Source organism: Sphingomonas sp. Leaf17, from assembly GCF_001421505.1.
In the GTDB taxonomy this organism is placed as follows: Bacteria; Pseudomonadota; Alphaproteobacteria; order Sphingomonadales; family Sphingomonadaceae; genus Sphingomonas.
In genome coordinates this window covers 137,767-150,416 of sequence record NZ_LMKL01000009.1, presented here as the reverse complement: position 1 = coordinate 150,416, position 12,650 = coordinate 137,767, and the positions used below count along the sequence as shown (strand labels likewise).

General features: G+C 67.3%; 13 protein-coding genes and 1 pseudogene. 4 read left to right on the top strand and 10 right to left on the bottom strand.

What is annotated here, in order from left to right:
• A pseudogene (locus ASE75_RS14515) lies at nt 1-324 on the bottom strand (hypothetical protein); the annotation flags it as partial.
• A gap of 108 nt (nt 325-432) precedes the next feature.
• Here ASE75_RS14515 and ASE75_RS16160 point away from each other — a divergent pair.
• Together ASE75_RS16160 and ASE75_RS14505 are read left to right on the top strand one after the other, a co-directional pair.
• On the top strand, nt 433-612 hold the full coding sequence (locus ASE75_RS16160; RefSeq protein WP_055934858.1) for a fasciclin domain-containing protein: 180 nt from the start codon (nt 433-435) through the stop codon (nt 610-612).
• Between the two features lie 83 nt (nt 613-695).
• Entirely contained in the window at nt 696-1,628 is a 933-nt protein-coding gene (locus ASE75_RS14505; protein WP_055934855.1) for an NAD(P)/FAD-dependent oxidoreductase, read from the top strand.
• 51 nt (nt 1,629-1,679) lie between these two features.
• Here the strand turns inward: ASE75_RS14505 and crtI are convergent, their stop codons facing one another.
• The 4 genes from crtI to ASE75_RS14485 all read right to left on the bottom strand — a co-directional run bounded on the left by crtI (nt 1,680) and on the right by ASE75_RS14485 (nt 5,909).
• Nucleotides 1,680-3,305 (bottom strand): phytoene desaturase family protein, encoded by a 1,626-nt coding sequence (crtI, locus tag ASE75_RS14500; RefSeq protein ID WP_055934852.1) that lies wholly within the window; start codon nt 3,303-3,305, stop codon nt 1,680-1,682.
• Nucleotides 3,302-4,261 (bottom strand): Brp/Blh family beta-carotene 15,15'-dioxygenase, encoded by a 960-nt coding sequence (locus tag ASE75_RS14495; protein WP_055934850.1) that lies wholly within the window; start codon nt 4,259-4,261, stop codon nt 3,302-3,304. The genes crtI and ASE75_RS14495 overlap by 4 nt, the downstream gene beginning before the upstream one ends.
• A gap of 4 nt (nt 4,262-4,265) precedes the next feature.
• Nucleotides 4,266-5,033, bottom strand: a complete 768-nt coding sequence (locus tag ASE75_RS14490; protein ID WP_055934929.1) for a bacteriorhodopsin-like — start codon at nt 5,031-5,033, stop codon at nt 4,266-4,268.
• A gap of 252 nt (nt 5,034-5,285) precedes the next feature.
• On the bottom strand, nt 5,286-5,909 hold the full coding sequence (locus tag ASE75_RS14485) for a LuxR C-terminal-related transcriptional regulator (RefSeq protein ID WP_055934847.1): 624 nt from the start codon (nt 5,907-5,909) through the stop codon (nt 5,286-5,288).
• 237 nt (nt 5,910-6,146) lie between these two features.
• On the opposite strand from ASE75_RS14485, the gene ASE75_RS14480 reads away from it, so the two are divergent.
• Together ASE75_RS14480 and ASE75_RS14475 are read left to right on the top strand one after the other, a co-directional pair.
• Nucleotides 6,147-6,977: a type 1 glutamine amidotransferase gene (locus ASE75_RS14480; protein WP_055934844.1), complete on the top strand. Its 831-nt coding sequence runs from the start codon at nt 6,147-6,149 to the stop codon at nt 6,975-6,977.
• A 95-nt stretch (nt 6,978-7,072) separates the two neighbouring features.
• Nucleotides 7,073-7,594, top strand: a complete 522-nt coding sequence (locus ASE75_RS14475; protein ID WP_235512820.1) for a TspO/MBR family protein — start codon at nt 7,073-7,075, stop codon at nt 7,592-7,594.
• A 7-nt stretch (nt 7,595-7,601) separates the two neighbouring features.
• On the opposite strand, the gene ASE75_RS14470 is transcribed toward ASE75_RS14475, so the two are convergent.
• The 5 genes from ASE75_RS14470 to ASE75_RS14450 are packed head-to-tail and all read right to left on the bottom strand — an operon-like array spanning nt 7,602 to nt 12,580.
• Nucleotides 7,602-8,897: a cation:proton antiporter gene (locus ASE75_RS14470; RefSeq protein WP_235512819.1), complete on the bottom strand. Its 1,296-nt coding sequence runs from the start codon at nt 8,895-8,897 to the stop codon at nt 7,602-7,604.
• 57 nt (nt 8,898-8,954) lie between these two features.
• Nucleotides 8,955-9,716 carry an EAL domain-containing protein gene (locus ASE75_RS14465; RefSeq protein ID WP_055934921.1) on the bottom strand — a complete coding sequence of 254 codons (762 nt, stop codon included), beginning with the start codon at nt 9,714-9,716 and terminating at the stop codon, nt 8,955-8,957.
• 26 nt (nt 9,717-9,742) lie between these two features.
• Complete coding sequence (locus ASE75_RS14460) at nt 9,743-10,924, bottom strand: AMP-binding protein (protein ID WP_055934841.1); 1,182 nt, start codon at nt 10,922-10,924, stop codon at nt 9,743-9,745.
• Nucleotides 10,921-12,207, bottom strand: coding sequence for a sensor domain-containing diguanylate cyclase (locus ASE75_RS14455; protein ID WP_055934838.1), 1,287 nt, complete (start codon nt 12,205-12,207; stop codon nt 10,921-10,923). The genes ASE75_RS14460 and ASE75_RS14455 overlap by 4 nt, the downstream gene beginning before the upstream one ends.
• Before the next feature lie 10 nt (nt 12,208-12,217).
• Nucleotides 12,218-12,580 (bottom strand): hypothetical protein, encoded by a 363-nt coding sequence (locus ASE75_RS14450; protein WP_055934835.1) that lies wholly within the window; start codon nt 12,578-12,580, stop codon nt 12,218-12,220.
• Between the last annotated feature and the right edge of the window lie 70 nt (nt 12,581-12,650).

Sequence of the window (12,650 nt, the reverse complement as noted above, 5' to 3'; positions counted from 1 at the left end):
ACCAGCGTTTGGGGCTTTTTGCGTTCCGGATCCAGCACATCGCGACAGCATCGTGGGGCGCTCGCCGCGCAGGTCGATGGCAAGATCGCCGTCTTCCGGGGTCAGCACCACGGCCTCAATGAGCGCGCGTAACCGTTCGAACGCCTGCGCCTTCAGCGCATCGTCCTGGAACGTTGCAGTGAACTGACCGACCTTCTCGCGATAAAGGCGACCAAGGTCGGGGTGCAGCAACTGGGATCCTGTGGATGCGGTCTGCGCGGCGTCCTGTTCGGCAAGTTGCAGTTCGGCGAGCATCGCTTTGCGTCGCTCGGTCCAGATTTTCATCCCCGCAGCGGCTCACTTACCTGCTCCGGCGACGTGGGCTTCGGATGATATTGCATCGCGTCAGGCAAGCCAACGCAAGACAAGTCCGTCGCAAGCTTCAACGATTGCATGTGCGACGAACTACTCAACGAGAGGGCATCCTTGGCCGTCGGCCGAGTCCGCCCGATCCTGGCGAAATCGGTTGACGGCACGAGCGCCATGATCGTCGATGGTCCGACCATAGTGGCGACGGACATTGCGTGCACGAACGATGTGATCCACGTAATTGGCAGGGTTCTTATGGTCTAGGGTTAAGCAAGGACGGTGGCGATCGTTGCCGCGCTCACTGCTGTTTTGCCTGTATCGTCATCGTGTCGAAGGAAATGGTTTCAGTGAAGATCGCCATCATCGGTGCCGGTATCGCGGGCCTGGCATGCGCGACCAGACTTCATGGCGGCGGACATGCGGTTTCGGTCTTCGACAAGGGGCGTGGGCCGGGTGGACGAATGGCGACGCGGCGCGTCGCGACCCCGGCAGGGGATGTCGCGTTCGATCACGGGGCGCAGTACTTCACCGTGCACCACCCCGACTTTGCCGAAGCCGTGCGCGCATGGGCGATGGCAGGCGTGGTTGCACCCTGGCCGGCCGCTGGCGATGGCGCTTGGGTTGGCACGCCGGGCATGTGCGCCGTCGTCGGCGCGATGGCCGAAGGTCTGTCGGTGCAATGGCATCGGCGGGTCGAGTCCATCCGCCGGGTGGGACAGTCCTGGATGGTCGATCCGGTGTCCGAAATGCTGTTCGACGCCGTCGTGGTGGCGATACCGGCGGAACAGGCCGCGCCGTTGCTGGATCCGCATGATCCGGTGATGGCGGCGACGGCGCGCGCGTGTCCCTCGGCACCCTGCTGGACCGCGATGGTGGCGTTCGACCGGCGTATTGCGCTAGCCGCCGATACGGTCCGGGACGCGGGTATTCTTGGCTGGGCGGCGCGCAACAGCGCCAAGCCGGGGCGCGGCGATGGGGAGGCCTGGGTTCTGCAGGCGACACCGCAATGGTCGCGCGACCATCTGGAGGATTCGGCGGATTCGGTTGTTGCGGCACTGGTGTCGGCGCTTGCCGGTGTGGTGGATGCGCCCTTGCCCGATCCGATCGTACAGATCGCTCACCGCTGGCGCTACGCTCGCGCCACCGCGACACGGCACGGCGCCCTGTGGAACGGCGTCACCCGGATCGGAGCCGCCGGCGACTGGCTGCTGGGTGCCAGGGTCGAGAGCGCGTGGCGATCGGGGCGGATGCTGGCGGCGCGGATTATCGCTGAAGCGTGACGTTGCGGCGCGGGGCGTGCCGGTCGCGGCTTCATGCTCACGCCGCCCGCTTCATCCCTGCCCCGGCATGCCTTCAACGATCCGCCGGTCGACCGCGAAATCGCGGGCAATCTCGCGCGCCGTCATTTTCGCCGACATCATCACCGATGGCGTGCCGCCGCCGGGCTGTGTCCCTTGCCCCACCAGATACAGGCCGGTGATGTCCTCGCTGCGGTTATGCGGCCGGAAGAACGCGGTCTGGGTCAGCCGCGGTTCGACGCCGAAGCCGTTGCCGGCATAGGCGCCCAGCGTCTGCTCGAAGTAATCGGGCGTGACGAAGCTGCGATAGACCAGCCGCTCGGCGAGGTCCGGAATGTAGCCACGCGCCTCCAGGAACCGCATCACGGTGTCGGCAAACCCCTCACCCACCGCGTCCCAGTCGATGTCGCCGAGCGTGTTGGGCATCGGAATCAAGGTATAGGCCGCGTGATGGCCGGGCGGTGCGAGGCTCGGGTCGGTCATGGTCGGGATGTGGAGATATTGCGAGAAATCCTCGGCCAGGATCTTGCGCTCGAAAATGTCGGTCAGCAGTTCCTCATAGCGCGGCCCGAGGATGATGTTGTGATGCCGCAGGTCGGGATCGCCGTCGCGCATCGCGTAGCCGAAATAGATCACCATTAGCGACATGCTCTGCTTGCGGAACTTGACCACCGCGTCGCGATTGATCCGCCGGTGCGCCTTGTCGATCAGCGTCAGATAGGTCGTGGCGTAATCGGCGTTGGACACGACCAGATCAGCGGTCAGGTGCTGGCCCGACCCCAGCGTCACGCCCGTCGCGACGCGCTTGCGCCCGCGCTTCTCGACGTCGATCCGCGCCACGGGGGCGGCAAGCTGGACCGTGCCGCCCAGTTCCTCGAACTTGCGTACAAGCGCCTCGACCAGCGCGCCGGTGCCACCCATCGCGAAATGCACGCCCCAGGTCTTTTCGACGAAATGGATCATCGCATAGATGGCGGGTACCTTCAGCGGATTGCCGCCGATGAGCAGCGGTTCAAAGCTGAACACCTGCCGCATCTTGTCGCTCTTGAAATATTTGCTGACGAGCGAGAACAGCGGCTGCACCGCACCCAGCTTGAGCAGGTCGGATACGACGCCGAGCATCGAGCCGAGGCTGCCGAAATAAGTGTAGCCGAGTTCGAGGAAGCCGCGCTTGAAGATCGCCCGCGCGGCCTCGTGGAAGCGTTCGTAGCCCTCCAGATCCTCGGGTGCGAGCCGTGCGATCTGCGCGCGGACGTTCACCGGATCGGCATCGTAGTCGAAGAAGCTGCCGTCGTCGAAATAGATCCGGTAGAAGGGCAGGACGGGGACGATGTCGAGATAGCGGCTGGTATTGGGGCCGCCGCTGATGCCGGACAGGATGCGCTTGCCGTCCTCCAGCACGTCGTCGGGAAAGTCGGGCGCGGTCAGCATCGCCCGGTCGCGTTCGAGCGAGAACAGCTCTTCGATGAAATGCGGCACGGTCAGCACCGTCGGCCCCATGTCGAAGGTGAAGCCTTTTTCGCGCCGGACATAGGCCCGCCCGCCGACGTCATCGAGCTGTTCGACGATCCGCGTGTCGAAGCCAAGGCTCTGCAGACGGATGGCGCAGGCGATGCCGCCGATCCCGGCGCCGATGACGATAGCGGTACGATGTGTCATTGCAGCATGGTCTTTTCGTGAAGCAGGAGGGGCAGGGGTTGGTCGAGGCGCTCGACGCGGCGCTGGAGCCAGCGGGACAGGAGCAGGTGCGGGACGGCGACGGACGCCAGCAGCTGGAAAGCCTGGGCGACCATTGGCGGACTGTCACCATAGGGCGCAAGCCGGCGTATGACGAGCCAGCCCAGGACGGTCAGGAGCGACAACGCCGCCCCGGTTGCGACCCACCGCGCGAGCGTCATGTCGCCAAGCGCGACGCGCGTCTGTGCGAGATGGCGCGGCGAATGGAGAAACACGAAGAACAGCGCAAAACCCCATACCGGCGGCAGCAGCACGAGCAGGACAAGGCACAGCGTCATGGCCGAGGCCCAGCGTCGTCCGCCATTGCGCCAGGCAAGGACGACGCCGACCACCGTGACCAGAAGGATGACGGGTGCCGCCGCGATGACGATCTGCGCGATCACGATCGACCGGGTGTCGCTCATCGCCACGAACAGCGCGGCTACCCCATCCGCATGCCCGATGGTCGGTGCGGCGATCACCGCCGCTCCGGCCGCGCCACGCAGCAGCGGTTCGTCGAGCATTTCCCAATCCTCGCCGAAATGCACCGCCGCCACGATCAGGAACAGCACGAGCGCGAGCAGCGGCATCGCCATCCACAATCCCGCCATCAGCAGTGCGATCAGGGCATATCCGGTCACGACGGCGACCATCCTGTCCGGACGAAGTGCGATGGCACGGCGCAGCAACGCGATGTCATAGGCCCCGTGCGGCAGGCCGCCGCCGATGAACACGATGCCGGCGATCGTGACGGCTGCGGATGTGTCGAGCGGATAGCCTGACACGGCCAAGGCGGCCAGAACCGCCGCGACGACCCAATAGGCGGAAAAGACGATGTCGCCGCGTCCGTGAGGGACGCGGCGACCGGGCAGGCTGGACAGGATCGGCGTTACGGCCATCGGATCAGGCGGAGTAGGCCTTGCCACCGGCGGTTTCGGCTTCCGACTTCCGGACCGCGATCAGGAAGATCAGGATGCCAAGCCCCGCCTTGGCGGCGATGTCGGCGATCGTGTAGCCGATCTGGATCGTCGTCGTGACGGTGCCGCCGGTCAGCCCGGCATAGGGTGCCATGTAGACGATCGGATAGAAGCCCCACGAGGCGAAGGTGAGCAGGCGGGCCTTGCGCACCAGATTTTGCGCGGCGGCGGGCTGCTGCTTGATCGACGCGCCGAGACCGCTGAACAGCTCCCAGACGATGTAGAGGAACGGGATCGCCGACAGCGTGCCCCACAGGGCGCGGGTCGGAATGTCGGTGGCGATTTCACCCGGGTAGCCAAGGATGATCATTAGCGCGGCGGCCGATCCGAGCCGGATCGACTTAGAGGACGTTTCCTCACGCGACAGACGCATGACCAGCACCAGTTCCACGAGCAGCAGCGGCACGGTCAGCAACCAGTCGACGTAGCGATAGGCGTCGTTGAACGCGAAACCGGTCGCGGTCACGACACCGTTTTTGAAAGTGTAGGCCTCGTTCCAGCTCTCGAAGATACGGAAATAGTGATAGGCGGCGATGGCGGTGACCAGCCCCGAGATCACCAGCGCCGTGCGATAGGCGGGGGCCACCTGCGACCGGCTGAGCCACAGGAACAGGGTCGCTGCGGCCATCGTCGCGAAGGTGAAGGAAAACGCGTTGTAGACCAGCTGAAACTGAAAAGGCGTCACGATATCCATCGGTCTCTCCTGCAGTGGGTCGTGGCGCGGTCGCGCCGGCATGACGTGGCAGGAGGACACGCAATCGTCGGGAAACGATCCTGAGGCTCCCGCGATGTCGTCACAGCGGCACCGGAAAGGGCAAGGGATGGCCTGACCGAATACCAAATGGCTGGTTGATACCCGGTAGCGCCGCTGTGACTCCACAGCTTGTCTACGACGCGGATACTGCGCGCACGATACGGACCTTGTGCCGTACCGGTCCCCGGTGGGCTACAGCCCGGCCTCGACCGCAAGGCGGATCAGGTCGGCGGTCGTATGCAGCCCCAGCCGGTTCATCAGGATCGCGCGGTGCATCTTGACCGTCTTTTCCGCGAGGTCGAGCTTTGCCGCGATCTGTTTGTTGAGCAGACCGCCGGCCACCATTTTCAGCACCTGGCCCTGTCGCGGCGAGAGCGCCTTCACCATTTCGGCCGCGCGGATCCGGCGCATGCTCGACGGTGCGGCCGCATCGGCGTCGATTTCGACCTGTGATCCCAGGAAGTACAGCAACGCGTCGTCCTCGTCATAGATCGGGGCGACGAGCACGGCGTTGCGGAACGGCTGACCGCTCCGCTTGTAGTTGAGGATTTCGACCAGCACCGGGCGATGTTCGCGTACTCCCCGGCGGATTTCCTCGGTCAGCCACGGTTCGGTCGCCGGTCCAGACAGGAAACGGCAGTTTCGGCCGACCACGTCTTCAGCCGGATAGCCCGTCAGATCGCAGAACGCGGCATTGCAGGCCACGATCGGATTGTCCGGCAACCGGGGGTTGCTGATGACCGACGGGATCGGGCTGTCGACGACAAGACAGATATGACGGTTGTCGAGGCGATTGTCGTCCAGCGTATGTCCCATGTCAAAACCGCATCCCAGCCTGTGCCGGCATCCTAGGCCGACGCGGGCGTGATGACACGCGATTTATCCTACGGTCCTGTCCCCGCAATCGCGCCGTGAACCCTGCCGTGACACCAAATGCAGGCCGGATGGAGATTGCCCGGACCGCGTGCGTTCGTGTTCCGGATCGCCCGTCGGACCGGCCGGTCCGTGCCTTCATCGCGCCCAATCCGCATCGCTCCATTCAAGGAATGTTCCGTGCCGAACCTGCTCGTCGCCGAGAGCGAAACCCCCGAGGAACGGGCACACCGTCGTGGCCATGTCGGCAAAAGCTCGGGCGAAAGCTATGCCGCGACCCTGCGTCAGCTGCGTCCCGGTGCCGCCATCACGATCGTCGCGCCGGCCGACGACGATGCCCGTCCCATGGATGCGGAAGCCCTGGCTGGGTTCGACGGCGTCTTCATCACCGGGGCACCGCTGCATGTGTACGATGATACCCCGGCGGTGCGGCGGCAACTGACGTTCATGCGGGCGGTGTTCCGGTCGGGTACGCCGTCCTTCGGGTCGTGTGCCGGATTGCAACTGGCGGTCGCGGCGGCGGGTGGGCGCGTACGGAAGATGCCGGACCGGATGGAGGCGGGGATCGCGCGGCGGATCACCGCGACCGCCGCAGGGCGCGACCACCCGATGCTGGCCAACCGTGCGCCAAGCTGGGACGCGCCGGCAATCCACGGCGACGAGGTCGAGGCGCTGCCCGCCGATGCGACCCTGCTGGCCGGCAATGCGGTCACCGCGATCCAGGCGGCCGAAATCCGGCATGACGGCGGGACATTCTGGGGTGTGCAATATCATCCCGAACTGGCCCCCGGCGAAATCGCCGCGGCGCTGCGCCGGCAGGTCGCCGATCTGATCGAGGCGGGGCTGGCGCGCAGCGATGCCGACGTCGAACAGCAGGCGGCGCGGCTGGACGCGCTGCACGATGCGCCGGACAGCCGTGCGTTGCTCTGGGCGCTTGGCGTCGATCGTCAGTTCGCGCACGCGGACAGCCGGCGGATCGAACTGCGTAATTTTCTGGATCATCTGTCCTGACGACGGGGCCGGTCGGCGGTGGCGGTGGAACGTCCCGCGCGCTGCCGCGCTTGAACCCCGGCGGGCAGGCCGTCCGCGCGCAAAGGACACCGGTCATGATGAACCCCGCCACGCCCGAACCGGGCCGTACCGGCCTGTCCCGCCCCGCGGCGCTGGTCGTCGTCGCGGCCGTGCTCGGGGCGAGCGCGCTGATCGGTCGCCGCAACGCGCCCGATCCGACACATCCCGGTATCCGTCGCTGGTACCATCGGCTCGACAAGCCGGCCTTCACGCCGCCGGATGCCGCCTTCGGTGCGGTGTGGCCGGTGCTGGAGGTCGGGCTGGGGGTCGGTGGGTACCGGTTGCTGCGCCACCCGCCCGGTGCCGCCCGCAACCGGGCGGTGGGGTTGTGGCTGGCCAATACGGCGATGATCGGCGGCTGGACGGAAATCTTCTTTCGCCAGAAGGCGCTGACCGCCAGCACGGTGGCGTCCGCGGCCATGGTCGTCAGCGGCGCCGGCTATGTCGCCGCCGCGGCGCGGGTCGATCGCCCGGCGGCGGCAACCGGGGTGCCGTTCGTGGCCTGGCTGTGCTTCGCCACGCTGCTGGCCGAACGGATCCGGGCGCGCAACGACTGAGCGCCGGTCATCCTTCGACCGGCGGCATGTCCCGGTCCGGGTCGCGCCCCCGTCGCCGGTCCAGCGATCGCATGATCGGGGTGACGGTGATCCCGTGCAGGATGACCGACATCAGGATGACGACGCCGACCAGCCCCCACAGCCGCTGCGGATCGCCGACATCGACATGGTTCAGGCCGTACGCCAGATAATAGATCGACCCGACGCCGCGTATGCCGAAAAAGGCGAGGGTCAGTTTTTCCGACCGGTCGACCCGTGCCCCCGTCAGGCCGATCATGCCCGCGACCGGCCGGACGACCAGCAGGATGATGAACGCGATGGCGACGTCGCGTCCCGACACCTCGGCCAGCAGCCCGCTGACCAGCGCACCGCCGAACAGCAGCAACAGGACCATCATCGCCAGCCGTTCGATCTGTTCGGTGACGTCGTGCATGTCGTGGTGGAAATCATGGTCCCGGTGCGTGCTGCGGAACGTCAGCGCGGTGACGAATACCGCCAGGAAGCCGTAGCAGTGGATCAGTTCGGTAAAGCCGTAGGATATGCAGGTCGCCGCCAGAGCGATCAGGCCGTCACCCGTCTGCGCCAGCTTGGTATCCGCCGAGACGTGGAAGGTCAGCCAGCCGAACACGCGGCCGATCACCCACCCCGCGCCAATGCCGGCGACGATTTCCCACAGAACCCGGTAGCTGAGCCATTCGCCGACCACGTCCTGTCCGGCGGCACCGACGGTCGCCAGCGCGATCGCCAGATGGACGAAGGGAAAGGCCAGGCCGTCGTTCAGCCCGGCCTCCGACGTCAGGCCGAAGCGCACCTCGTCCTCGTCGCCGGTCTTGGGTGGTCCGACCTGGATGTCGGACGCCAGCACGGGGTCGGTCGGGGCAAGGCTGGCGGCCAGCAACAGCGCGATCGCCCAGGGCAGGCCAAGGCCCCATGCGGTCAGCGCGGCGATGGCAACGATCCCCAGCGGCATGGTGATGGCCAGCAACCGCCACGTCACCGCCCAGTCGCGCCAGCGGAACACCCGGTCGATCTTCAGCCCCGCCCCCATCAGCGCGATGATGACGACGAACTCGCTGAACCGTTCGGTGATATGCGGGTACAGCCAGGGCAGCGGCCGCAACGTGACCTGCGGGACGGAGAATATCGCGGCCCCCAGCGCGATGCAGACGATCGGCAGCGACAGCGGCAGTCGGCGCAGGACCAGTGGCAACCAGACGACGAGCGCCGTCAGGATACCGAAGCCGGTGAGCATCAGGATATAGGGTTCGGGGGCGACGGCATTGAAGTTCATGGGGACGGTCATGGGCCGCTCAACGTGCCGACCACCCGATCGGGTGCGAGGTCCAGCCGTTCGCCGGACCTATGCCAGCGGCAGGGCCTCGGTCGCCGGGCGGGCGATATGATATCCCTGGCACAGCCGGATGCCGATCGCGCGCAGCGTTTCCAGTTCCTCGGCCGTCTCGATGCCCTCGGCGATGCACCGTACCCCAAGAGCGTCGGCCATCCCGAGCACGGCGGCGACGATCGTCCGGCGGGCGGCCGACGTGTCGATGTCGCGCACCAGCGCCATGTCGATCTTCAGCATGTCCGGGCGCAGGTCGGCGATCAGGCCGAGTCCGGCATAACCGGCCCCGAAATCGTCGATGGCGGTGGTGAAGCCGCGGGCGCGATATGCCTCGATGATGCCCCGGACGTGGCCGGCGTCCCGCATCGGTTCGTTTTCGGTGAACTCGAACATCAGCCGGCCGGGATCGAACCCCACGCGGCGCGCGGCGGCCAGCGAGGCGCGGATGCAGGCGTTGGGTTCGTACACCGCGTTCGGCATGAAGTTGATCGACAGTTTGGCCGCGCCACCGGGGGCGAACAGCCCGCCGGCCAGCTCGATCGCCTTGACGCGGCAGGTCTGGTCGAACTTGTAGATCATGTCGGGGTCGATCCCGGACAGGATCTCGCCGGCGGACTGGCCATTCTGCCCCCGCACCAGCGCCTCGTACGCGAACACGGTCCCGCTGCCGATGTCGACGATCGGCTGGAACGCCATGGTGATGGCGGTCTTCAGGGGGGCCTGCGTGCGACAGCCCTGACAGGCATCCGCCAGCGTGAGGGGCCGTGCCGATGCCATGTCGGAAGCCGTGATCGGCGCGTGCATCATGTCCAGTCTTCCAGTTTGCCCATCGCATTGCGGGGCAGGGCCGCGCCGAAGCGCAGGGTTTTCGGTCGTTCGTGCGGTGCAAGGCGGGTGGCCGCGAACCGGTCGAGATCGACCGATAGGGCGGCGGGGTCGCGCCCCGGCGCGGGCACGATGAAGGCCGCGAGCCGGCCGTTGGCGTGCAGGCGCACCGCCGCGTCCGCCACGCCGTCCGCCGCGCGCAGCAGTTGGGCGACCCGCGCCGGCCAGACATTGTGACCCGCCACCTGCACCGCGCCGTCGCGCCGCCCGACCGGGCGTATCGTGCGCGCGCCCGTCCGCTCGACATGGTCGGGCAGGTCGACGGCATGACCGGCGGCATCGACAAGGTACCAATCGTCGCTCCGCGCGGCCAGATTCCAGCGCGGCAACAGGGTATAGGCCGTTGCCGGCACGTCGCGATAGGCGATCGCACCGGTTTCCGACGCGCCGTACACGTCGATGACGCGGCCGATCCCGGTCGCGAGCAGCGCGGCGGCGGTGTCGTCGTCCAGCGGCCCGGCCGAACTGACGCCGACGATATCGGCGGGAATCCGTGCGGTCCGGCGCAGGATCGCGCGCCACTGGTCCGGCACCGCGACGACCAGATCGCCGGCGCGCAGGTCCAGCGCGGCACCGGCGGTGCGGATCACGACCGGGACGCCCAATGCCGCCGGCAGCAGCGCGGTCCAGATGATCCCGTACAGGTGATGCGCCGGAACCAGCGCCACGACCCGCCGCCGACCGGGCAGCAGCGTGGCGAGATACGTCGCCTCGCCCAGCAGGTCGGCCATGGCGTGGACGCATGGACGCGGCGCACCGGTCGAACCCGACGTGCGCACCGTCATCCGGCTGTCGTCCGCGTCATGGCCGCGCAGGATCCAGTCGATCCAGTTCCCGACGGTCCGGGGCGGATCGTGGCCAAGCAGGCTGTCGTCCAGGTCGAACGTCTCGGCCAGGACGCCGAGCGCGCCCAGCTGTTCCAGCGAATCCAGCCCGAGGCCCGCGTCACCGATCGCCAGCGTTTCGGGCCAGTCGTCGCCGCTGGTCCAATGCCGATGGGTTTCGGACAGATCCGTCCCGCGAATACGCCGCGTCTCGGCGGTGACCACCGACCGGGCGATGCGGCGGGCCGCGTCGCGGTGAAGCCGCAGGCGCGTCATGCGGCCCGCGCCCGGGGCGGATGCACCCGGTTCCGACCGGCGCGTTTGGCGGCGTACAGTCGCTCGTCGGCCAGCGCGATCAGCGCGTCGATCGACCCTTCGGTCTCGTCCATGGTGGCGATGCCGAAACTGGCCGTCGCCGTCACCGTACCGTTCGGCGTGTCCACGGCGATGGTGGCGATGGCCTGGCGCAGATGCTCCGCCAGACGCATCGCCTGATCGTGGTCGTGCCGGGGCAGCAGCACGCCGAACTCCTCACCCCCCAGCCGGGCAAAGATGCCGCAGGGCGGCAGCAGCACGGTACAGGCGTCGGTGACCCGGCACAAAAGCTGGTCGCCGACCGGATGGCCATGCCGGTCGTTCACCGCCTTGAAATGATCCAGATCCAGCACGATCAGCGACAGCGACTGGCGCAGGTCGTGCCAAAGCCGCTGCTCGCGCGCCAGGACCTGGCTGAAATGCCGCCGGTTGGCCGCGCCGGTCAGGTGATCGCAGGTGAGCAGGCGGCGCAGATCCTCCGCCGCATCGCCGCGCCGCGGCACGTCGCGCAGCACGACCGAGAACCGGACCGGGTGTCCGTCGTCGGACGACAGGGCCACCACCAGACGCTGGCACCAGTACCGGTCCCCATCCGCGCGCTGCTGCCAGCCTTCCTGCAGATGCCACCCTTCGCGCGCGGCGATCACCAGCTGCTCGTCCAGCCGCAGGTCGCCGCCGGGGCCGTCGCTGGTCAGGATGTCGCCAAGGTTGCGGCCGGTCACCAGCGCGGAATCGCGTCCGGTCTGGCGGGTAAAGCCGTCGTCGGCCGACTGGATCGCGCCATCGGACGCGATCGTCAGCGTCGCATAGTCGTTGACGCCGTCCAGCAGCGTGGCGAACCAGGTATCCGCCTGGCGCAACCGCTGTTCCTGCACGACCTGCGCGCTGACGTCGGACAGCGTGGCCATCAGCCGGTTCGGCCCCAGTTTCATCACCGTGCAGGCCAGCACCTTGGGCGGAACGGTCCGCTGTCCGATACCCAGTTCGACGAAGATCCGATGCCCGTCGCAGATCCGCCCGGTCGGGGCGGTGAACGCGGCCACGATGCTGCGCAGTTCGGGCGCATGCTGTTCCAGCGCCGCGAACAGGTTGCCGGCGTCGCGCGCACCCGCCAGCGGCAGCAGATGTTGCATGGCGTGCGGGTTCATCATGCCGATATCGCCGGCCGCATCGCATTCGATCAGCCCGACGGGACAGGCGTAGAGGAATTCGAGCAGCTGCTCCTCGCTCGACATGGCGGTCATGGCGCCGGGCCTAGCGTTCGATGAGCACGTAACGGCGCGGCACGTCGGTCGCCGCCAGCAACCGCAGGCGCACCCGCGTGGGTCGCATCCGCAGCGTCAGGACATAGGGGACGATCGCGTCGAGATCGGGTTCGTCCTCGAACCGCTGGGCCACCATGAAATTGTTCATGCACTGCGCCACCGCATCGAAAAACGGCACGCCGACGACGGTCGCGGGATCGAGGCCCGACATACGCGCCTCGGTGGCGTTGTAGACCTGCACGGCCGTGTCGGCCGCAAAGCCGACGACGCCGAATGGCAGGGCGTCACGGTCCGCGTCGCGCATCGCCTCCAGATCGCGCAGCGCGATCGATTCGAAGCCTGTTTCAGTCATTGGTACGATCACGCTCCCTTGCCCGGTATATCGTCCATGGGGGATTAAGTATCCGCTAACGAATACAAGG